24 protein-coding genes are annotated in these 19,913 nt (G+C 66.2%); 19 read left to right on the top strand and 5 right to left on the bottom strand.

Going from position 1 to position 19,913, the window contains the following annotated elements; translation table 11 throughout:
- Window positions 1–30: 30 nt before the first annotated feature.
- From WC597_RS09925 to WC597_RS09855, 15 genes are all read left to right on the top strand, one after another.
- Window positions 31–339, top strand: coding sequence for a DUF3253 domain-containing protein (locus tag WC597_RS09925; protein ID WP_372693171.1), 309 nt, complete (start codon window positions 31–33; stop codon window positions 337–339).
- A complete protein-coding gene (locus WC597_RS09920) occupies window positions 336–962 on the top strand; it encodes a uracil-DNA glycosylase family protein (RefSeq protein ID WP_372693170.1) in 627 nt (208 codons plus the stop codon). Before WC597_RS09925 ends, WC597_RS09920 begins: the two co-directional genes overlap by 4 nt.
- Window positions 963–985: 23 nt before the next feature.
- On the top strand, window positions 986–2,008 hold the full coding sequence (locus WC597_RS09915) for an alpha/beta fold hydrolase (protein WP_372693169.1): 1,023 nt from the start codon (window positions 986–988) through the stop codon (window positions 2,006–2,008).
- Window positions 2,009–2,096: 88 nt separating this feature from the next.
- Window positions 2,097–3,734, top strand: coding sequence for a flagellar basal-body MS-ring/collar protein FliF (gene fliF / locus WC597_RS09910; protein ID WP_372693168.1), 1,638 nt, complete (start codon window positions 2,097–2,099; stop codon window positions 3,732–3,734).
- A complete protein-coding gene (gene fliG / locus WC597_RS09905) occupies window positions 3,734–4,768 on the top strand; it encodes a flagellar motor switch protein FliG (RefSeq protein WP_135195015.1) in 1,035 nt (344 codons plus the stop codon). The genes fliF and fliG overlap by 1 nt, the downstream gene beginning before the upstream one ends.
- A gap of 1 nt (window position 4,769) precedes the next feature.
- Complete coding sequence (locus tag WC597_RS09900) at window positions 4,770–5,432, top strand: flagellar assembly protein FlbE (RefSeq protein ID WP_372693167.1); 663 nt, start codon at window positions 4,770–4,772, stop codon at window positions 5,430–5,432.
- A complete protein-coding gene (gene fliN / locus WC597_RS09895) occupies window positions 5,432–5,764 on the top strand; it encodes a flagellar motor switch protein FliN (RefSeq protein WP_135195017.1) in 333 nt (110 codons plus the stop codon). The genes WC597_RS09900 and fliN overlap by 1 nt, the downstream gene beginning before the upstream one ends.
- Window positions 5,765–5,800: 36 nt before the next feature.
- Window positions 5,801–7,213: a sigma-54 interaction domain-containing protein gene (locus WC597_RS09890; RefSeq protein ID WP_372693166.1), complete on the top strand. Its 1,413-nt coding sequence runs from the start codon at window positions 5,801–5,803 to the stop codon at window positions 7,211–7,213.
- A gap of 2 nt (window positions 7,214–7,215) precedes the next feature.
- Window positions 7,216–8,112 carry a class A beta-lactamase gene (gene bla, locus WC597_RS09885; protein ID WP_372693165.1) on the top strand — a complete coding sequence of 299 codons (897 nt, stop codon included), beginning with the start codon at window positions 7,216–7,218 and terminating at the stop codon, window positions 8,110–8,112.
- Window positions 8,113–8,122: 10 nt separating this feature from the next.
- Window positions 8,123–10,222 carry a flagellar biosynthesis protein FlhA gene (gene flhA / locus WC597_RS09880; protein ID WP_372693220.1) on the top strand — a complete coding sequence of 700 codons (2,100 nt, stop codon included), beginning with the start codon at window positions 8,123–8,125 and terminating at the stop codon, window positions 10,220–10,222.
- A gap of 154 nt (window positions 10,223–10,376) precedes the next feature.
- Complete coding sequence (locus tag WC597_RS09875) at window positions 10,377–11,822, top strand: CHASE3 domain-containing protein (protein ID WP_372693164.1); 1,446 nt, start codon at window positions 10,377–10,379, stop codon at window positions 11,820–11,822.
- Window positions 11,819–12,241: a response regulator gene (locus tag WC597_RS09870; protein WP_372693163.1), complete on the top strand. Its 423-nt coding sequence runs from the start codon at window positions 11,819–11,821 to the stop codon at window positions 12,239–12,241. The genes WC597_RS09875 and WC597_RS09870 overlap by 4 nt, the downstream gene beginning before the upstream one ends.
- Window positions 12,238–13,281, top strand: coding sequence for a sensor histidine kinase (locus WC597_RS09865; protein ID WP_372693219.1), 1,044 nt, complete (start codon window positions 12,238–12,240; stop codon window positions 13,279–13,281). The genes WC597_RS09870 and WC597_RS09865 overlap by 4 nt, the downstream gene beginning before the upstream one ends.
- A 14-nt stretch (window positions 13,282–13,295) precedes the next feature.
- On the top strand, window positions 13,296–13,739 hold the full coding sequence (locus WC597_RS09860) for an NUDIX domain-containing protein (RefSeq protein WP_372693162.1): 444 nt from the start codon (window positions 13,296–13,298) through the stop codon (window positions 13,737–13,739).
- Between the two features lie 84 nt (window positions 13,740–13,823).
- The gene (locus tag WC597_RS09855) at window positions 13,824–14,003 is read left to right on the top strand and encodes a CsbD family protein (RefSeq protein ID WP_372693161.1); all 180 of its coding nucleotides are present in this window, start codon (window positions 13,824–13,826) and stop codon (window positions 14,001–14,003) included.
- A gap of 235 nt (window positions 14,004–14,238) precedes the next feature.
- On the opposite strand, the gene WC597_RS09850 is transcribed toward WC597_RS09855, so the two are convergent.
- The 5 genes from WC597_RS09850 to WC597_RS09830 are packed head-to-tail and all read right to left on the bottom strand — an operon-like array spanning window position 14,239 to window position 16,952.
- Entirely contained in the window at window positions 14,239–14,568 is a 330-nt protein-coding gene (locus WC597_RS09850) for a hypothetical protein (protein WP_372693160.1), read from the bottom strand.
- Between the two features lie 54 nt (window positions 14,569–14,622).
- Window positions 14,623–15,801, bottom strand: coding sequence for a VWA domain-containing protein (locus WC597_RS09845; RefSeq protein ID WP_372693159.1), 1,179 nt, complete (start codon window positions 15,799–15,801; stop codon window positions 14,623–14,625).
- On the bottom strand, window positions 15,801–16,103 hold the full coding sequence (locus WC597_RS09840; RefSeq protein ID WP_372693158.1) for a DUF86 domain-containing protein: 303 nt from the start codon (window positions 16,101–16,103) through the stop codon (window positions 15,801–15,803). The genes WC597_RS09845 and WC597_RS09840 overlap by 1 nt, the downstream gene beginning before the upstream one ends.
- 19 nt (window positions 16,104–16,122) lie before the next feature.
- Window positions 16,123–16,410, bottom strand: a complete 288-nt coding sequence (locus tag WC597_RS09835) for a nucleotidyltransferase family protein (protein ID WP_372693157.1) — start codon at window positions 16,408–16,410, stop codon at window positions 16,123–16,125.
- Between the two features lie 14 nt (window positions 16,411–16,424).
- Entirely contained in the window at window positions 16,425–16,952 is a 528-nt protein-coding gene (locus WC597_RS09830) for an N-acetyltransferase family protein (protein ID WP_372693156.1), read from the bottom strand.
- A gap of 73 nt (window positions 16,953–17,025) precedes the next feature.
- Here WC597_RS09830 and WC597_RS09825 point away from each other — a divergent pair, with 73 nt between their 5' ends.
- From WC597_RS09825 to WC597_RS09810, 4 genes are read left to right on the top strand one after another with little or no spacing between them, the layout of a single operon-like run.
- Entirely contained in the window at window positions 17,026–17,946 is a 921-nt protein-coding gene (locus WC597_RS09825) for a histone deacetylase family protein (RefSeq protein ID WP_372693155.1), read from the top strand.
- Between the two features lie 41 nt (window positions 17,947–17,987).
- Window positions 17,988–18,650, top strand: coding sequence for a histidine phosphatase family protein (locus WC597_RS09820; RefSeq protein WP_372693154.1), 663 nt, complete (start codon window positions 17,988–17,990; stop codon window positions 18,648–18,650).
- 48 nt (window positions 18,651–18,698) lie between these two features.
- Window positions 18,699–18,947: an exodeoxyribonuclease VII small subunit gene (locus tag WC597_RS09815; protein WP_372693153.1), complete on the top strand. Its 249-nt coding sequence runs from the start codon at window positions 18,699–18,701 to the stop codon at window positions 18,945–18,947.
- Between the two features lie 52 nt (window positions 18,948–18,999).
- Window positions 19,000–19,875, top strand: a complete 876-nt coding sequence (locus WC597_RS09810) for a polyprenyl synthetase family protein (protein WP_372693218.1) — start codon at window positions 19,000–19,002, stop codon at window positions 19,873–19,875.
- Window positions 19,876–19,913 lie beyond the last annotated feature (38 nt).

Here is a 19,913-nt window from a genome sequence, read left to right as displayed (position 1 = left end):
TATGGGCGTGCGTTGCAGCATATAGGCGCAATGAGCGATCCGATCGAAACCGCAATCCTGAACAAAATCGCCGCGCTGGAGCCCGGCAAGAGCATTGAGCCGGCGGAAGTGGCCAAAGAGCTACAGCCGGAGCAGTGGCAGCGCATGCTGCCCAAGGTCCGCGCCATCGCCCTGAGCCTGATGCGCCAGGGCAAGTTGACCATCACCAAGAAGGGCAAGCCAGTCGACCCGGACCACGTCCGCGGCGTGACGCGCCTGCGTCAGGCCACCGAGGAAGAGACGGCCCAGGCTCTGAGCCGTCGTCCGCCGCTCGTCGAGGGCCCCGATCTGGATGAATGACGACTGATCTCGACGAGGTACTGAGCGACATCCGCGCCTGCCGCGCCTGCGCGGGCGTGCTGCCGCATACGCCGCGTCCGGTGGTGCGGGTGTTTCCCGAGACGCGGCTGCTGATCTGCGGCCAGGCGCCGGGGCGGCGGGTGCACGAAAGCGGCCTGCCGTTCACCGATCCATCGGGCGATCGGCTGCGCGACTGGATGGGCGTGGACTACGAGACCTTCTATGCCGATCACCGCATCGGCGTGGCCGCCCAGGCCTTCTGCTATCCGGGGACGGCGCCCAAGGGCGGAGATTATCCGCCGCCGACACGGTGTGCGGACCTGTGGCGTCCGCAGCTTCTGGAGGCCCTGCCGCAGATGGAGCTGATCCTGCTGGTCGGCGGCTATGCCCAGGCCTGGGCGCTGGGGGATCGCGCCAAGCGGAACATGACCGAGACGGTGCGCGCGTGGCGCGACTATGCGCCTGACCTGCTGGTGCTGCCGCACCCCTCCTGGCGCAACACGGCCTGGCTGAGAAAGAACCCGTGGTTCGAGGCGGAGGTGGTGCCTTATCTGCGGGAACGGGTTCAAGTCATTCTGAAATCCGCTGAGTCTCGCGAACGCCGCGATCCAGTTCTGTCGTGAGGTCGTAGGAAGGGCGAATGGTCGTGAACTTATCCAGACTGATCCCGCTTGCGGCTGCGCTCGCCCTGTCGGCCTGCGCTACGCCCTATGTTCAGCCGCCGTTGACGCCGCCCGTCGGGTTCGTCGGCGCGCATGTCGAGGATCGCGCTCTGGTCATGTCGGACGGCGCGCAACTGCCCTATCTGCACTGGGGACCGAAGGATGAGGCCCCGTGGGCGGTGATCGTGGCGCTGCACGGCATGAACGACCACGACGCCAGCTTCCGTCTGGCGGGGCCGTGGTGGGCCGAACAGGGGATCGAGACCTGGTCTTATGATCAGCGCGGTTTTGGCGCCTCGCCGGGACGGGGAGAGTGGGCCGGACAGCAGCGGATGACCGACGACCTGCGCGAGATCACCGCCATGGCGCGGGCTCGTTATCCAAACGCCGTCATCGCGGTGGTGGGCGAGAGCATGGGCGGGTCGGTGACGGCGGCGGCGTTTGGTTCCGACAATCCGCCGGATGCGGATCGGGTGGTGCTGCTGGCGCCCGGCGTCTGGGGCTGGTCCACGCAAGGGCCGCTGAACAGCACGGCGCTGAACATCGCGGCGCGGGCGCTGGGCGACGTGGCGCTGGAGCCGCCCGAGTTCATCACGCGCGATATTCACGCCTCGTCCAATACGCTGGAGCTGATCCGCAACGGGCGCGACCCGATGAGCATTCTCGCGACCCGGTTCGACACCGTCTATGGGCTGGTCGATCTGATGGAGACCTCGTCGCGCAGCCTGGGCCGCATCCGGGGCGACGCCATCCTGATGTACGGCGCACACGACGAGGTGGTGAAGAGAGGGCCTATGCGGTTGGCCTTGCGACGGGCCGAGGCTGAAGGCGGCACGTTGCGCACGGCCTGGTATCCGAACGGCTGGCATCTGTTGAACCGCGATCTGGACGCCGAGATCGTCTATCGCGACGTGGTCTCGTGGCTGAAGGACCCCAAGGCAGCCCTGCCGTCGGGCGCGCCGGCGGTGCTGCCGCAGTTGGAAACCCGATCTTCGGCGCGTCCATAAACGTCTCTTAACGCGACGTTTACCATCAAGGCGGCATTTTCTGCCTAGCGGGGCGTTTGGGTCTCCCGCGTGTATGGGGCGGGGACGCGTGGGCGGCTTCACAGCGGCGTTGCAGAAGTTCGGGATCGGCCGTCTGGCCGCTGTCCTCGGCGTCGCCGCAGGCGTGGCCGCCGTGCTGGTCGCCGTCATGCTGCGCATGGGCCAGGCGCCCGACGCGCTGCTCTATTCCAATCTGGATCTGCGCGAAGCCAGCGAGATCACCACCGCCCTGGATCAGGCCGGCATCAAATATACCTCCAAGGGCGACGGCTCGACCGTCATGGTCAACCGCGACGACGTGGGCACGGCGCGGATGCTGGTGGCCGAGAAGGGTCTCGTGACCTCGGGGTCGGTCGGCTACGAGTTGTTCGACAATCAGTCGGTCCTGGGCCAGACCGAGTTCCAGCAGCAGTTGAACGAGCAGCGCGCGCTGCAGGGCGAACTGTCGCGCACCATCATGTCGATGCGCGGCATCACCGCCGCTCGCGTCCACATCACCATGCCGCGCCGCGAGATGTTCACCTCCGCCGCCGGCGATCCCACCGCCGCCGTTCTGGTGGGGCTGGGCGGCCGCGACCTGAGCGCCGATCAGGTGCGGGCGATCCGCAACCTGGTGGCCTCGTCGGTGCCGAACCTGAAGCCGGACCGCGTCACCGTCGCCGATCAGAACAACCGCACCCTGGCCGCCGGCAGCGACGACGGCACATTCTCGTCTGCCTCCGCCGCCGAGGCCAAGGGCAATACCGAAAGCCAGCTTCAGGCGCGCATCAAGGACATCGTCGAAGGCGTCGTCGGCATCGGTTCCGCGCGGGTGCAAGTGACGGCCGACATCGATCAGAGCCGCGCCACCACCCAGGAAGAGAAGTTCGATCCCGATGGCCAGGTCGTCCGCTCGACCACCACCAACGGCTCGCAGTCCGCTGACAATACCGCTCAGCCCGACGGCGGCGTCACCGCCACGAACAACATTCCCGGCGGCGCGGCGCCCGGCGCGACCCCGGCCGGCTCGACCAACACCGAGAACGCCGAGACCACCAACTACGAAATCTCCAAGACCACCACGACCACGACCAAGGAGCCGGGCGAGGTCAAGAAGTTGGCCGTCGCCGTCGCCGTGGACGGCAAGTGGACACCCGCCGCCGACGGCAAGGGCGAGCCGACCTATGCGCCGCGCACCGCCGAGGAGATCGCCCAGATCAAGTCGCTGGTCGCCGCCGCCGCAGGCATCGACGAGACGCGCGGCGACAAGATCGAGGTCATCAACGTCCGCTTCAACCACGACACCGGTATCGCCGGCGGCCTGGAAGGCAAGTCGTCGCTGCTGGACTTCTCCAAGAACGACATCATGCGCTTCGTCGAGCTGGGCATACTGACGGTCGTCGCCCTGCTGCTGATCTTCTTCGTGCTGCGTCCGCTGCTGAAGACGGCCTCGGGCGGGGCGAACCTGCCGGCCGTCATCGGCGCCAACGGCATGCCTGTGACGACGGTGGCGACGACGGTGATCGGCGCGGACGGACAGCCGCAACTGGTTCAACTGCCTGCACCCACCGAGATGGACCAGAAGATCGACATCGCCCGCATCGAGGGTCAGGTGAAGGCGTCCTCGGTCAAGAAGGTTGCCGACTTCGTTCAGGCCCATCCCGATGACGCCGCGGGCATCCTGCGCACCTGGGTGGCCGAAGGCTGATGGCGAAGCTGGTCAACAAGAAGGCTGCGATCGACGACCCCAACAAGCTGACGGGGCCGGAGAAGGCCGCCGTCATCCTGCTGGCGCTGGGCGAAGAACATACCGCCCTGTGGGAGCGTCTGGACGACGACGAGGTCAAGGAGATCTCGCAGGCCATGGCGACGCTGGGCAATGTCAGCGCCGAGGCCGTCGAGGCCCTGATGATCGAGTTCGTCTCGGGTCTGTCAGGCTCGGGCTCGGTCATGGGCAGCTACGAACAGACCCAGAAGCTGCTGGCCGCCTTCCTGCCCAAGGATCGCGTCGACGGCCTGATGGAGGAGATCCGGGGTCCGGCCGGTCGCACCATGTGGGACAAGCTGGGCAATGTGAACGAGGCCGTCCTCGCCAACTATCTGAAGAACGAATACCCCCAGACGGTCGCCGTCATCCTGTCCAAGGTGCGCTCGGATCATGCCGCCCGCGTCCTGACCAGCCTGCCCGAGGACTTCGCCCTGGAATGTGTGCAGCGGATGCTGCGCATGGAACCGGTGCAGCGCGAGATCCTGGACAAGATCGAGGCGACGCTGCGCACCGAATTCATGTCGAACCTGGCGCGGACGTCCAAGCGCGACAGCCACGAGATGATGGCCGACATCTTCAACAGCTTCGACCGTCAGACCGAGGCCCGTTTCATCGGCGCCCTGGAAGAGCGCAATCGCGAGTCGGCCGAGCGCATCCGCGCCCTGATGTTCGTGTTCGAGGATCTGTCCAAGCTGGACCCCGGCGGCGTCCAGACCCTGCTGCGCGGCGTGGACAAGGATTCGCTGGGCCTGGCGCTGAAGGGCGCCTCGGAGGGGCTGCGCGAGATGTTCTTCTCCAACATGTCCGAACGCGCCTCCAAGATCATGCGCGAAGACATGGAATCGATGGGCCCTGTGCGTCTGAAGGACGTCGATGCGGCGCAGATGGCCATGGTTCAGGTCGCCAAGGACCTGGCCGCCAAGGGCGACATCATGCTGGCCGGCCAGGGCTCCGACGACGAGCTGATCTACTGACATGACCCAGTCTCCCGAAATCCGTCACCTCTTCGCCTTCGACACCGAGTTCGACGCGGACGGCACGGTGGTGCGCCCCGGCGCCTGGACGCCCGCCAAGCGCTCTTATCTGCCGGCCGAGGTCGAGGCCCTGGTGGCGCAAGGCCGGCTGGAAGCGCGCCAGCAGGCGCTGGCCGAGATCGAGAACATACGCGCCATGGCCTTGAGCAACATCGCCCAGTCGGTGGCGTCGGCCATGCCGACGCTGAAGGCCGTGGCCCAGGCGCATCGCGAGCAGTCCGCCGACCTGGCCCTGGCGGCCGCCCGCGCCATCGGCGGGGCCGCGCTGGAGCGTTTTCCGCAGGCGCCGCTGAAGGCCGCGCTGGAGATGCTGGCGCAGGAGATCGACGCCTCGCCGCGCCTGGTGGTGAGGACATCGGGCCTGGACGATGAGGCGCGCGCCCTGATCCAGCAGGCCTGCGCCGACAGCGGCTTCACCGGCGTGGTCGCCTTCCGCGACGAACCGGGCATGGCGCAGACGGCCTTCCAGCTGGAATGGGCCGACGGTCGCGCCGACCATGATCCCAAAGGGTCCGCCGACCGTGTCGCCGAGGCGCTGACGGCCGCCCTGGCGGCCGAGGCCGGACACGCCGAATCCCTTCCCGTCGACAGGAGCATGTTCTGATGGCATCCGACGACCTGGCGCTGGAGGAATTCTCCAGCCTTTCCGGCCCGCCGCCGATCGACGATCACGGCGACAAGACCGCCGCCGACCTGGCCACCGTCTTCGACGTGCCGGTCAATATCTCGGCCGTTCTGGGCAAGTCGCACATGTCGGTGGCCCAACTGCTGAAGCTGAACAAGGGGTCGGTGCTGGAGCTGGACCGCAAGGTCGGCGAGGCGATCGACATCTTCGTCAACAACCGCCTGATCGCGCGTGGCGAGGTCGTCGTCGTCGACGACCGGCTGGGCGTGACCATGACGGAAATCATCAAGACCGAGGATTCGGGCGCCTGATCGGCGACCGATTTTAGAGATTAAGGGAGAAGAACGATGCGTCTTCTGGTGGTAGGCAGACTGAGCGGACAGCTCGCTTCGGCGGTGAAGATGGCCATGGCGCACGGCGCCAAGGTCACCCACGTCGAGCGCGCCGACCAGGCGACCGAACAACTGCGCCGGGGACAGGGCGCGGACCTGCTGATGGTCGACTACCAGCTGGACATCGCCGCCCTGATCGCCGCCAACGAGGCCGAGCGGATCACCATCCCGGTCGTGGCCTTCGGCATCGACGCCGATGCGCGTGAGGCCGCCGCGGCGATCAAGGCCGGCGCCAAGGAGTTCATCCCGCTTCCGCCCGATGCCGAACTGATCGCCGCCGTCCTGTCGGCCGTCGCCGACGACGAAAAGCCGATGATCTCGGCCGACCCGTCGATGAAGGCGGTGCTGCAACTGGCCGACCAGGTCGCGCGCTCGGAAGCCTCGATCCTGATCACCGGCGAAAGCGGCGTCGGCAAGGAGGTGATGGCCCGTTATCTGCACGAGCATTCGCGCCGCGCCGAACGCCCCTTCATCAGCGTCAACTGCGCCGCCATTCCCGACAATCTGCTGGAATCCGAACTGTTCGGCCACGAGAAGGGCGCCTTCACCGGCGCCGTCGCGCGTCGTATCGGCAAGTTCGAGGAGGCCGACGGCGGTACGCTGTTGTTGGACGAAATCTCTGAGATGGACGCCCGGCTTCAGGCCAAGCTGCTGCGCGCCATCCAGGAACGGGTCATCGACCGCGTGGGCGGCTCCAAGCCGGTCTCGGTCAACATCCGCATCATCGCCACCTCGAACCGCGATCTCGCCAAGGCTGTGGCGGAGGGCGTGTTCCGTGAAGACCTGCTGTATCGCCTGAACGTCGTGAACCTGCGTCTGCCGTCTTTGCGCGAGCGTCCGGGCGACATCGTCGTTCTGGCCGATCACTTCATCAAGAAATACGCCGCCGCCAACGGCGTGCCGGTTCGCCCGATCTCGGCCCAGGCGCGCCAGGCCATCGCCGCCCACCGCTGGCCCGGCAACGTTCGCGAGCTTGAGAACGCCATGCACCGCGCGGTGTTGCTGGCGGTCGGTCCCGAGATCGACGTGGACGCCATCCGCCTGCCGGACGGTCAGCCGCTGTCGGGGCAAGGCGCGGGTGCGATGACCGGCCATGCCTATGATGGCGGACAGGGGGGCATCGCCGCCCGCGCAGCCCAGGCCGCCGACGCCGTGACCCGCAGCTTCGTGGGCCAGACGGTCGCGGCGATGGAGAAGACGCTGATCCTGGACACCCTGACCCACTGCCTGGGCAATCGCACCCATGCGGCCAACATCCTGGGCATCTCGATCCGCACCCTGCGCAACAAGCTGAACGAATATTCCGATGAGGGCACGGCCATCCCGGCGCCCATGAGCGGCGTGTCGGCCTCGGGCTACGCGGCCTGAGGATGACGACCGGGTTTGATCGCAGGACGCTGATCGGCGGGGCGGGCGCGCTGGCGCTTGTCGGCTGCTATCCGCGACGCGACGAACCCAAGGCGGAAGAGACCCCGCAACCTTTCCTGCTGAACGACCTGGAAAAGCGCCACGGCGGACGGCTGGGCGTGGCGGCCCTGGATGTCGGCAGCCAGCGCCGGGTGTCCTGGCGTGGACAGGAACGGTTCGCCTTCTGCTCGACCTTCAAGGCCTTCCTCGCCGTCGCCACGCTGGAGCGGGTGCAGCGCGAGGAAGAGCGGCTGGAGCGCGCCGTCGCGATCACGCGGGCGGACATGATCCCCCACGCGCCGGTGACAGAAAAAGCCATCGGCCGTACCCTGACGATCCGCGAACTGATGCAGGCGGCGGTCGAGGTCAGCGACAATCCGGCGGCCAATATCCTGATCCGTGAAATGGGTGGAATCGCCGTATGGCGTTCATGGTGGCCGACGTTCGGCGACACCACCACCGTCATCTCGCGCCTGGAGCCGGACCTGAACACCGCCCTGCCCAACGATCCGCGCGACACCTGCCTGCCGGACCAGACCATCGCCAACATCCGCGAGCTGGCGTTCAGCGATCGGCTTACGCCTGAGCATGATCAACTGATCACCGGCTGGATGACGTCCTCGCCGACCGGCGCGAACCGCATCAAGGCGGGCGCGCCCCAGGGCTGGACCGTGGCGCACAAGACCGGGACCGGATCCAACGGCGCGACCAACGACATCGGCATGCTGACGCCGCTGTCGGGTTCGCCGGTCCTGCTGGCCGCCTATTTTACCGGCGCGCCCGAGGCGACGGACGATCAACGCGACGCCGTGATCGCCGAGGCGACGCGCCGCGCCCTGAAGGCGCTGGGCCGTGACTGACACGCCTACCATGATGAAGGACGGCATGGCGCGCCCCACCGGGCGCGACGTCCTGGGTTGGGTCAACCGCGGCGAAGTGCTGATGGCCGTCGGCGTGATCGGCGTGATCATGCTGCTGATCCTGCCGGTCCCGAAGATGCTTCTGGACCTGCTGCTGGCGATCTCGCTGGTCTCGTCCGTGCTGATCCTGATGACCGCCGTGATGATGAAGCGGCCGCTGGACTTCGCCATCTTCCCGACCGTGCTACTGGTCTCGACGCTGTTCCGCCTGGGTCTGAACCTGGCCTCGACGCGTTTGATCCTGACGCACGGCCAGGAAGGCCACGACGCGGCAGGGCAGGTCATCAACGCCTTCGGTCAGCTGATGATGGGCGGCAACTTCATCATCGGGGTGATCATCTTCGCCATCATCCTGGTGGTGAACTTCGTCGTCATCACCAAGGGGTCGACCCGGATCGCCGAAGTGTCCGCCCGCTTCACCCTGGACTCCATGCCGGGCAAGCAGATGGCCATCGACGCCGATCTGTCCAGCGGCCTGATCACCGAGGAGCAGGCCAAGCTGCGTCGCAAGGAGCTGGAGCAGGAATCGACCTTCTTCGGCGCCATGGACGGTGCGTCCAAGTTCGTGCGCGGCGACGCCGTCGCCGGCCTGATCATCACCTTCATCAACGCCATCGGCGGCATTCTGATCGGTACGCTGCAGCACGGCATGCCGGCGATGGAGGCCGCCAACACCTATGTCCAGCTGACCATCGGCGACGGCCTGGTCACGCAGGTTCCGGCCATCATCATCTCCATCGCCGCCGGCTTCCTGGTGTCCAAGGCCGGCGTCGAGGGCACGGCGGACAAGGCCATGGTCACGCAGTTGGCCACCAACCCGGTCTCGCTGGGCGTCGTGTCGGGCGCGGCCGGCCTGATCGGTCTGATCCCCGGCATGCCTCTGCTGCCTTTCGCAGCCCTTGCTATCGGTTCGGGCTTCATGGCCTGGAAGCTGGGACGCAACCGGCTGAGGCCGCAACCGACCGAGGCCGAGATCGCCGCGACCGCCGCCGCCGCCAAGCCCAAGGAGGATGTCGAAGAGCCGATCTCCAACATCCTGACCATCGACGAGGTCAAGATCGAACTGGGCTATTCGCTTCTCAGCCTGATCAACGATCTGGAAGGCCGCCGCCTGACCGATCAGATCCGCGCTCTGCGCCGTTCGCTGGCCCAAGAATACGGCTTCGTCATTCCCCAGGTGCGCATCCTCGACAACATGCGCTTGCCGACCCAGGGCTACGCCATCCGCATCAAGGAGATGGAGAGCGGCGCGGGCGAGGTGCGGCTGGGGCACCTGATGGCGATGGACCCGTCGGGGCGTCAGGTCGAACTGCCGGGCGAGCACATGCGCGAGCCGGCTTTCGGTCTGCCCGCGACCTGGATCGAAGAGGGGATGCGCGAGGAGGCGACGTTCCGGGGCTACACCCTGGTCGATCCGTCCACGGTGCTGACTACCCACCTGACCGAGATCCTGAAGGACAATATGGCGGACCTGCTGTCCTATGCCGAGGTGCAGAAACTGCTGAAGGAGCTGGGCGCCGAAGAGAAGAAGCTGGTCGAGGAACTGGTCCCCAGCGTGGTCACGGTCACCACCCTGCAACGGGTGCTGCAATCGCTGCTGCGCGAGAAGGTGTCGATCCGCGATCTGCCGGCGATCCTTGAAGGGCTGGCCGAGGCGGCGCCGCACAGCTCCAGCGTCACCACCCTGGTCGAACATGTCCGCGCACGCCTGGGCCGCCAGCTGTGCTGGCAGAACAAGGACGGCGAGGGCGCCCTGCCCATCGTCACTCTGTCGCCGGAATGGGAGACCGCCTTCGCCGAAAGCCTGATCGGACAGGGCGAGGACAAGCAGTTGGCCATGGCGCCGTCGCGGCTTCAGGACTTCATCCGCGCCGTGCGCGACACCTTCGAGCGGATCGCCATGACGGGCGAGAATCCGGTGCTGCTTACCGGACCGATGACCCGGCCCTATGTCCGGTCGATCATCGAGCGTTTCCGGGGCCAGACCGTGGTGATGAGCCAGAACGAGATCCACCCCAAGGCGCGGTTGCGTACACTGGGCCAGGTCTGACAACGGCCTGTAAACGCGGCGGAATCAGTTTGACGTTTGACGCGGCGCACCACGCCGCTAAAGCTCCACCGTCATGATCCCAAGTCCTCGGTCCCAATGGTCGCGATTGCGCGACTTCACCCGCACGTCGTCGCTCGCGCGGTCGATGTCGGCCATGCTGATCCTCGTTTTCGGCCTGCTGATCGTCGTCAATGCGACGACTTTCGTGATGATCCAGCGCACAGCGTCGGTGAACCGCACCATAGAACATGCCCAGCTGATGCGGCGGGCGTCGCGCACCACCCTGATTTCCATGCTGAACGCCGAGACGGCGCAGCGGGGCTTTCTGCTGACCGGCCGCAGCGATTTCCTTCAACCCTATCGCCAGGCGCAGGAGGAGATGAAGCCGGCCGTCGCCTTCCTCGACGAAGGCGCGGCGCAGGATCCGACGCTGAAGGCCCCGGTCGATCGCATCCATCGCCTGGCGGATTTGAAGTGGGCCGAGATGGAACGGACCGTGACCTTGGCCCAGCAGGGGCGGATCGGTCAGTCGATCCAGGCCGTCCGCTCGGGCGAAGGCAAGCGCTATATGGACGAGTTGCGGGCCGCCGTGGACGCCTTCGACGCCCTCAAATCCGCCCGCATCGCCGAACGCAGGAAGGCGTCCGACCGTTTCGGGGTCCTGACGGTGACGATGAACGCCATCGCCGGCCTGCTGGTGATCGTCCTGGCGTTGCTGTCGGCCTGGATGGTGCGGCGGTACGTGTCTGAACTTCAGGCCGCCCGCGCCACGCTGGATGCGGCCAACGCCGGTCTGGAAGACAAGGTTCGCGAACGCACCGGCGACCTGATGCGCGCCAACGAGGAAATCCAGCGCTTCGCATACATCGTCAGCCACGACCTGCGCGCGCCCTTGGTCAACGTCATGGGCTATACCTCCGAGCTGGAGCAGGCGGGCAGGGTCGTCGACAAGGCTATCGCCGACGCCGAGAAGACGCGCGCCGTCGATGCCGACGTGATCATGGCCGTCCGTGAAGACATGCCAGAGGCCATCGGCTTCATCCGTGCCTCGACCGAGAAGATGGACCGGCTGATCAACGCCATACTGAAGCTGTCGCGCGAGGGTCGCCGCAACCTGGCGCCCGAGACGCTGGACATGACGGCCATGGCCCAGAACATCGCCGACAGCGTCCACCACCAGACAGAGGCCTCGGGCGCGCGAATCGAGGTGCAACCTCTGCCGGAAATCGAAAGCGACCGCATTTCGATGGAACAGATCGTCGGCAATCTGATCGATAACGCCGTCAAATATCTGGACGCCAGCCGGCCCGGAGAGATCGTGGTGTCGGGCGAGGACGTGCCGGGCGGCTGGGTCGTCTATCGGGTCGCCGACAACGGACGGGGCATCGCACCACGCGACCACGAACGGATCTTCGAACTGTTCCGCCGGTCCGGCAAACAGGACCGTTCGGGCGAGGGGCTGGGGCTGGCCTTCGTGCGCAACAGCGTGCGACGGATCGGCGGCACCATCGACGTGGAGTCCGAGCTGGGCAAAGGCTCGACTTTCCTGCTGAAATTCCCCAAACGACTGATCGTAGCTGAACCCGGAGGCGCGCTGTGACGCAACCCGTCAAAATCATCATGGTCGAAGACGACCACGGCCACGCCAAGCTGATCGAAAAGAACATCCGCCGGGCCAACATCAACAACGAAATCAAGCATTTCGATGAGGGCGGTGCGGCGCTGGACTATCTGTTCAGCGACGAAATCCTGAACAACGGCCCGCTGCTGATCCTGCTCGACCTCAACCTGCCCGATATGTCGGGAACTGACATTCTGGAGAAGGTGAAGGGCAACGATCGCCTGAAGCGCGCGCCCGTCGTGGTCTTGACGACCACGGACGATAAGGTCGAGATCCAGCGCTGCTACGACCTGGGCTGCAACGTCTATATCACCAAGCCGGTGGATTATGAATCCTTCGCCGGCGCCATCCGCCAGCTCGGCCTGTTCCTGTCGGTCATCCAGGCGCCGGAGATCTGACGATCGAGACGCCGCAGCCTATCCGCCTGCTCTATATCGACGATGACCGGGGCCTGTCCCGGCTGGTCGAGAAGGAGTTGGGGCGTCACGGCTATGCCGTCACCTGCGCCCCCGACGGGGACGCGGGGCTGGCGCTGTTGCAGCAACACGAATACGATGTCTGCGCCCTGGACCACTACATGCCGACGCGCGACGGCCTGGACGTCCTGCCCGACATCATGGCGCTGAATGCGCCGCCGCCCGTCGTCTATGTGACCGGCGCGCAGGACGGACGGATCGCGGTTGCGGCCCTGCGCGCGGGCGCCGCCGACTATGTCATCAAGGACGTGTCCGAGGACTTCACCTCCCTGCTGCGCTCGGCGCTGGAAGACGCCCTGCTGCGTCGCCGGCTCCAGCGCGAGAACGACCTGGCCCAGGAAGAAATCCGCCTGGCCCGCGACCGAGCCGAGGCCATGCTGCGCGAGGTGAATCACCGCGTCGGCAACTCGCTGCAGCTGGTGTCCAGTTTCATGTCGCTGCAGATGCGCCACGTCACCGATCAGGGCGCCAAGGACGCCTTGCGGGAGTCGCAGGCCCGCATCGAGGCCGTCGCCCATGTTCACCGTCGCCTCTACACGTCCGGCGACATGAGCAGCGTGGCGATGGACGAATATCTGGTGGGGCTGATGGACGAACTGTCCAAGTCCATCGGGCCGGGCGAAGGATCGCCCAAGTTGACGCTGGATGCCGAGCCTCTGTCGGTCACGACCGATCAGGCGGTGTCCATCGGCGTCATCGTCACCGAACTGGTCACCAACGCCGTCAAATACGCCTACTCGCCGGGGCAGGGCGGCGAAATCCGCATCCATCTGCGCCGCGAGGGTGACAACAAGGTCGCCCTGATGGTCGAGGACGACGGCCCCGGCATGGGCGACGGCACGCCCAAGGGCACGGGTCTGGGCGGCAAGATCATCTCGGCCATGGCCTCGGGCCTGCGCTCGGTCGTCGAGTTCGACGGCGCACACAAGGGCGTGCGCGCCCGGCTGTCGTTCGACCTTTAGGGTCGGTATCCGTCATGTTGCAGTTCGGCGTTCGCAAACCCGCTTCCGATTATCGTCACCGCGCCACGGCGTTCGGCATCGTCGAACGCGACGGGCTGATCGCCTGTGTCCGGGTGGAGCGCGAGGCCGGTCCCTATTTCGACCTGCCCGGCGGCGGGGTCGATGTCGAGGAGACCGAGGTTCAGGCCCTGAAACGCGAGTTTGTGGAAGAGACGGGCCTAACCATCGCGCCACTGAACCGCATCGCCGAGGCCAGCCAGTATTTCGTGCGCTCGACCTCGGAGCCGGTGAACAATGTCGGCGGCTTCTGGACCGCGACCGTCACCGCCGAAAACCCGGATGCGAAATGCGAGGATGATCACACCCTGGTGTGGCTGGATCCGACCTTCGCCCTGTCCCGGCTGAGACACGATTCTCACGCCTGGGCGGTCGCCGTCTGGCTGCGTCGGGCAAGCTGAGCCTTACGGAACGAGGGTGCGGCTATGCCGTTTCCTTTTCAACCCGCAACGCCATGTCGCGGCTATTGAAAACGGAGACTTTAGATGGCTGATCACGACCGTATCGAAGGCGCCGCCAAGAACATCGGCGGCAAGATCAAGGAAGCCGCCGGCAAGGTGACCGGCGACACCAAGCTGCAGGCCGAAGGCAAGGCCGATCAGGTCGAGGGCAAGGTCCAGAACACGGTCGGCGGCGTCAAGGACAGCCTCCGCGACAAGGCCTAAGCCCCAACGAATTGCGTGAAGATATGAAACGCCGTTCGCGAAAGCGGACGGCGTTTCTGCGTTTTGATCAGTCCTTGTCGCCCCAGAGCTTGATCGACAGGCCCTTGCTGTCCGTCGTGTCAACGGGGCGGCATTCCGAACTGAATCCGCCTTCGACCGGACGGGGGCGGCAGTCCATTTCTCGCAAGGCCGACGGCGCGCTGGACGCGCGCGATTGCGGCCCGCACTGAACGGCTTAGGCCGAGCCGCCGGCGTTGGCCTGGATCATCTGACAGTCGCCCGCCATGCCGCTGGGACGCAGGGCCTCGGGCAGGTCAGGTCCCATGGCCAGGGCCAGTTGTTCACGCACTTCGGTCTGGCAGGTCTCCATCAACTTGGCGCCGCGCACCAGCGGACTGCACCGCGCGCGCTCGAAACCGAAAGGATCGGCCAAGCCCCACGCCGGCACGGAATGTTGCGCCGGCGTCGCCGGCGTCTCGACCACCGGCTCTGGCGCGGCCGTCTCACACACCACGGTCGGTGCGGGTTGCTGAAACAGAAGCAGGGCGAAGGCGGCGGCGATCATGGACAAGGCCCCTCGATGTAGTTCGCCGGGCGGGAACTCGCCCAAGACGCGAACCTACCTTGTCAGGGCGCGCATCGCCTTGTCGAGACCTTCCAGTGTCAGGGGGAACATCCGTTCTTCCATCACCTCGCGCAGCAGGCCGACCGACGCGGTGTAGCTCCAGTAGCGTTCCTGCACCGGGTTCAGCCAGATCGACTTCTCCCACTGCTGACGCGCCCGCTTCATCCAGACGGCGCCGGCCTCCTCGTTCCAGTGCTCCACCGAACCGCCCGGCATGGTGATTTCATAGGGCGACATGGTCGCGTCCCCGACGAAGATGGCCCGCCAGTCGCCCGGATATTTGTGCAGCAGGTCCCAGGTCGGGATCCGCTCGGTGTGGCGGCGGCGATTGTCCTTCCAGACGCCTTCGTAAAGGCAGTTGTGGAAGTAGAAGAACTCCAGGTTCTTGAACTCGGTCCTGGCCGCCGAGAACAGCTCCTCCACCAGCTTGATATGACCGTCCATAGAGCCGCCGATGTCGAGGAACAGCAGAACCTTGATCGTGTTGCGCCGCTCGGGCCGCATCCGGATGTCCAGCCAGCCCTGGCGCGCGGTGCCGTCGATGGTGCCGTCGATGTCCAGCTCTTCCGCCGCGCCCTCGCGGGCGAAACGGCGCAGCCGGCGCAGGGCGACCTTGATGTTGCGCGTGCCCAGTTCGACCGTGTCGTCCAGGTTTCTGAACTCGCGCTTCTCCCACACCTTGACCGCCCGGCCGTGTTTTCCCGGCCCGCCAATGCGCACGCCCTCGGGATTATAGCCGCCGTGGCCGAACGGGCTGGTCCCGCCCGTGCCGATCCATTTCGACCCGCCGGAATGCCGTTCGTGCTGCTCCTCCAGTCGCTGCTTCAGCGTCTCCATCAGCTTGTCGAACCCGCCGAGCGCCTCGATCTGGGCCTTCTCCTCGTCGGTCAGATATTTCTCGTTCAACAGCCGCAGCCAGTCCTCGGGAATATCGGTCGTCAGGTCCTCGCCCGCCCCGACCGATTCCACCCCCTTGAACACGGTCCCGAACACCTGGTCGAACCGGTCATAGTGTTTCTCGTCCTTGACCAGAACCGCGCGCGACAGGTGATAAAAGGTCTCGATCTCGCGCCCCGCCAGATCGCGATCCATCGCCTCCATCAGATGGAGCCATTCCTTCATCGACACCGGAACCTTGGCGTCGCGCAGGGCGGTGAAGAAGGGGAGGAGCATCAGAGGTTTTCGAGCGCTTGCGCCAAACGGGGAACTTCGATGCTGGCGATGGCCCAGATGACGCTGAAGTCGGTTGATCCGTAATCGTGCGCCAATCGGTGGCGAAGCCCCAACATGCCGCGCCAGTCGATGTCAGGAAGCTTTTCAGTCACTGCGGGTGACAACTTTCCTGCGGCTTCTCCAATGATCAAAAGTCTAAAGGCCGTCGCATCCCGTCGCAGAGAATCGGCTTCGAACGCGTCGGATGAAAGTCCGTCGATGTAGCGCGCAATCAAATCGGTCGATTCGCGAATATCCGCCAAAAGGCCGCGATCTGCGCGGTCAGACCTCAACACAATCCCTCAATGCGGACGCGCGGACGTAGGGATTGCGGAGGCCCTTCGACGTAAGCAGGTCAACCTCCTTGCCGACCTTGTCCGTCAATTCCTCGGCTAGACTATAGAACCGCAGACCCAACGGTTGCGACAAGTCCACCAGCAGGTCGACATCGCTGTCCGGTCGGGCCTCATCGCGGGCGTAGCTGCCGAACAGGCGTACGTTGACGATGCCCTGCTCTTCGAGCCAGGGCTTGAGGTCGCGCAGTTTTTCCAGCAGTTCGGCGCGGGTCATGCGGGCAACATAGTCTATCCGCGCCGCAAGATGAACTCTCGGTCGCGCCAGGCGCCGACGGGGTAGTCGTATTCACCCGCCTTCTCGAAGCCGTAGGCGGCGTAGAGGCGCTGGGCCTTGTCGTTGCCGCTCCAGACGCCGATCCACAGCGGGCCCTCGGTGTTCGCCTGCATCCAGTCCAGCGACAGGGTCAAAAGCTTTGTACCCAAGCCGAGGCCTTGGGCAGTCTTCGACACATAAAGCCGGCGCAACTCCATGTGCGACGGCCTTGCGTCGGGGTGAGGCAGGCCGTTAGGGCCGGCGTTGGCGAAGGCCAGCAGTTCTCCGTCCCGCTCCGCCACCCACCAGGCGGCGCCCGGCTCGGCCAGCTTCTTCAGCGTCGGTTCCACGTCGAAACTAGCGCCTAGGAAGGCCTTCAGATCGGCCTCGGGATAGGGGATGCCGAACCCCTCCACGAAGGTGTCGATGAAGGTCTGGCGACCCAGGGCGCCCAGGGCGGCGGCGTCTTCGGGGCAGGCAGGGCGGATCACGATCTCGGTCATGGTTCGGCTCTACAGGGTGGCGTCGCGCGCGTCACCGGCGACAAGGGCGAACGGCAGGCGTATCGTCGTTCCGATGTCCGTGCCGATCTTCACCCATCCGTCCATGCTGTCCCACACGCCGGGCGCGGGCCATCCCGAAAGTCCCGAGCGGCTGAAGGCGGTGCTGGACGCGCTGGACGACGCCGGTCTGGCCCATGATCGGCGGGCGGCGTCCCAGGCCGAGCTCGTGGATCTGGAGCGGGTGCATCCGGCCGCCTATGTCGCCCGCCTGCTGAAGGCGTCCCCCACCCAAGGCATGAATCAGCTGGACGCCGACACCGTCCTGTCGCCCGGCAGCGTCATGGCGGCGCGACTGGCGGCGGGGGCGGCGATCGATGCGGTGAGGGCCATCGCGAGGGGCGAGATGAACCGCGCCTTCGCCGCCGTGCGCCCGCCGGGCCACCATGCCGAGCCGGATCGGGCCATGGGGTTCTGCCTGTTCTCCTCCGTCGCCGTCGCGGCGCGCGTGGCTCAGTCCGAAGGGATGGCGCGGGTGGCGGTAGTGGATTTCGACGTTCACCATGGCAACGGCACCCAGGCCGCATTCGAAGACGACGACAGCCTTTTCATGGCCTCCATCCACCAGATGCCGCTCTATCCCGGCACGGGCGCGGCGTCCGAAACCGGCGTCGGCAATATCGTCAACGCCCCGGTGGCGCCCCATGCGGCGCGTGAAAAATGGCGTGCGACCTTCGCCGGCGGACTGATGCCGGCGCTGGAATCGTTCCGGCCGGACCTGATCCTGATCTCGGCCGGTTTCGACGCCCACAGGCGCGATCCGCTGGCGCATCAGTCGCTGGAAGCCGAGGATTTCGCTTGGGCGACGCGTGCGATTCTGGAGGTCGCGCGCCGGACGTGTTCGGGCAAGGTTGTGTCGGCGCTTGAGGGCGGTTACGACCTTGAAGGACTAGGCCGCTCTGCGGTCGCCCACGTCGCCGCGCTCGGGGAGGACTGAGGACGCCTAACGCCTTGAAACCAAAGGCCCGTCCGTTTGTCATGTCAGCCCCCGCCCTGTCCCTCGATTCGACCGAACCGTCCGTGTCCCCGCCCGATGCCGCGCCATGCGTGGGCGCGCTCGTCGCCCTGCGTCCCGGCGCCATCATCCTGACGCGTCACGGCGAGCCGGCCTTGTCGCGCAAATGCCTGATCACGGCGCGCCAGTACGGCGAGTGGTGGGCGAAATACGAGATCGGCGGCCTGCTGGCCGGCCAGACGCCCCCGCCGGAACTGGTCGCCGCTGCGCAAGGCGCCGGGGCCATCTATGCCTCGACCCGTCAGCGCGCCCAAGAAACCGCCGCCGCCGTCGCCGCCGGGCGCGAGGTGATGGCCGACGTGATGTTCATCGAGGCGCCCCTGCCGCCGCCGCCGATTCCGGAATGGATCAAGCTGTCGCCCAAATGGTGGGGCGTGGTGTCGCGCTTCTGGTGGCACGCCTTCGACCACCACGACGGCCAGGAAACCCGCGCCCAGGCCGAGGCACGCGCCGATCAGGCGGCGCACAAGCTGATCGCGCGGGCCGAGAGCGGCCAGGACGTGCTGGTCTTCGCCCACGGCTATTTCAACCATATGGTCGGCCGCGCGCTGAAGGCCGATGGCTGGAAACTGGTCCACAACCAGGGCTTCAAATACTGGTCTCAACGGCGCTACGAGAAACGATAGCCGCTTGAGGCGTTGATGCGGCGGTTGCGCCCGATTAGGGTCCGCGTCATGACCGATACTGCCGCCATCCCCGCCGATCTCAGCTTCGAAGACGCCCTGCAGCGTCTGGAGACCATCGTGTCCCGCCTGGAGTCCGGCCAGGCGCCGCTGGAAGAATCCATCGCCCTGTACGAAGAGGGCGCCAAGCTGAAGGCGCATTGCGAAGCGCGGTTGAAGGCGGCCCAGCTGCGTGTCGAGAAGATCGTGGTCGGCCCCGACGGCCAGGCGAAGGGTGTAGAGGCGGCGTCGTTCGAATGATCGGTTGGTCGTCTTGAACCGTGTCATCGCTGCAAACTCGCCCGAGCAGGCGGTGATCGATCGTGTGGCCGAGGTCGCCGATCTGGTCACGGTCGCTCTGGATGAACTGTTGCCACGCGCCGAAGGCCCGGAATCGCGGCTGACCGAGGCGATGCGTTATGCGGCGCTCGGCCCCGGCAAACGGTTGCGGCCGTTCTTTGCGCTGGAGGCTGCGCGCCTGTTCGACATCGACGAACGGTCGGTGCTGCGGGCCGCCTGCGCCCTGGAATGCGTCCACGCCTACAGCCTGGTTCACGACGACCTGCCGTGCATGGACGATGACGACATGCGCCGCGGCCGTCCCACCGTCCACCGCGCCTATGACGAGGCGACGGCGGTGCTGGCCGGCGATGCGCTTCAGACCGCCGCCTTCGACATCATCCTGCACGAAGACACGCACGAGGACGCGGCCATCCGCTGCGAACTGGCGGCGCGGCTGTCGCTGGCGTCCGGGGCGCGGGGCATGGCGGGTGGTCAGATGATCGATCTGCTGGGCGTGCGCGACGACCTGGGCGGAGTGGCGCGGATGCAGCGGCTGAAGACCGGCGCCCTGTTCGCCTATGCCTTCGAAATCCCGCTGATCATCGCCGACGCCTCCATGTCGCAACAGCACGCCCTGATCAGCTTCGCCCACGATGTCGGTCTGGCCTATCAGATCGTCGACGACCTGCTGGACGCCGAAGGTTCGGCCGAGGAGATGGGCAAGGCGGCGGGCGGCAAGGATGCGGCGCTGGGCAAGACCAATTTCGTCACCCTGCTGGGTCTGGAAGCGGCGCGACACAGGGTCGCGCATCTCGCCAATCAGGCCCGGTCGCATTTGGAGCCGTTCGGCGACGAGGCCGAAATCCTCAGGGCCAGCGTGGACTTTGTGCTAAAGCGCCGGTCCTGATACGAAACATTGATGTGACCTGCGGGTTGATCAATCAG

It is taken from the genome of Brevundimonas sp. (assembly GCF_041648115.1).
Taxonomy (GTDB): Bacteria; Pseudomonadota; Alphaproteobacteria; order Caulobacterales; family Caulobacteraceae; genus Brevundimonas.
The sequence above is the reverse complement of the archived record's forward strand: the minus strand, read 5'-3'. Positions and strand labels throughout refer to the sequence as shown.

Coding starts and splice junctions, on each gene's coding strand:
- WC597_RS09900 (WP_372693167.1), top strand. CDS start 4,770: ATGACCCAGTCTCCCGAAATCCGTCACCTCTTCGCCTTCGACACCGAG.
- WC597_RS09830 (WP_372693156.1), bottom strand. CDS start 16,952: ATGACCGAGATCGTGATCCGCCCTGCCTGCCCCGAAGACGCCGCCGCC.
- WC597_RS09920 (WP_372693170.1), top strand. CDS start 336: ATGACGACTGATCTCGACGAGGTACTGAGCGACATCCGCGCCTGCCGC.
- fliN (WP_135195017.1), top strand. CDS start 5,432: ATGGCATCCGACGACCTGGCGCTGGAGGAATTCTCCAGCCTTTCCGGC.
- WC597_RS09875 (WP_372693164.1), top strand. CDS start 10,377: ATGCTGATCCTCGTTTTCGGCCTGCTGATCGTCGTCAATGCGACGACT.
- WC597_RS09860 (WP_372693162.1), top strand. CDS start 13,296: ATGTTGCAGTTCGGCGTTCGCAAACCCGCTTCCGATTATCGTCACCGC.
- WC597_RS09855 (WP_372693161.1), top strand. CDS start 13,824: ATGGCTGATCACGACCGTATCGAAGGCGCCGCCAAGAACATCGGCGGC.
- WC597_RS09815 (WP_372693153.1), top strand. CDS start 18,699: ATGACCGATACTGCCGCCATCCCCGCCGATCTCAGCTTCGAAGACGCC.
- WC597_RS09925 (WP_372693171.1), top strand. CDS start 31: ATGAGCGATCCGATCGAAACCGCAATCCTGAACAAAATCGCCGCGCTG.
- WC597_RS09835 (WP_372693157.1), bottom strand. CDS start 16,410: ATGACCCGCGCCGAACTGCTGGAAAAACTGCGCGACCTCAAGCCCTGG.
- WC597_RS09890 (WP_372693166.1), top strand. CDS start 5,801: ATGCGTCTTCTGGTGGTAGGCAGACTGAGCGGACAGCTCGCTTCGGCG.
- flhA (WP_372693220.1), top strand. CDS start 8,123: ATGATGAAGGACGGCATGGCGCGCCCCACCGGGCGCGACGTCCTGGGT.
- WC597_RS09825 (WP_372693155.1), top strand. CDS start 17,026: ATGTCCGTGCCGATCTTCACCCATCCGTCCATGCTGTCCCACACGCCG.
- fliG (WP_135195015.1), top strand. CDS start 3,734: ATGGCGAAGCTGGTCAACAAGAAGGCTGCGATCGACGACCCCAACAAG.
- WC597_RS09850 (WP_372693160.1), bottom strand. CDS start 14,568: ATGATCGCCGCCGCCTTCGCCCTGCTTCTGTTTCAGCAACCCGCACCG.
- WC597_RS09820 (WP_372693154.1), top strand. CDS start 17,988: ATGTCAGCCCCCGCCCTGTCCCTCGATTCGACCGAACCGTCCGTGTCC.
- bla (WP_372693165.1), top strand. CDS start 7,216: ATGACGACCGGGTTTGATCGCAGGACGCTGATCGGCGGGGCGGGCGCG.
- WC597_RS09845 (WP_372693159.1), bottom strand. CDS start 15,801: ATGCTCCTCCCCTTCTTCACCGCCCTGCGCGACGCCAAGGTTCCGGTG.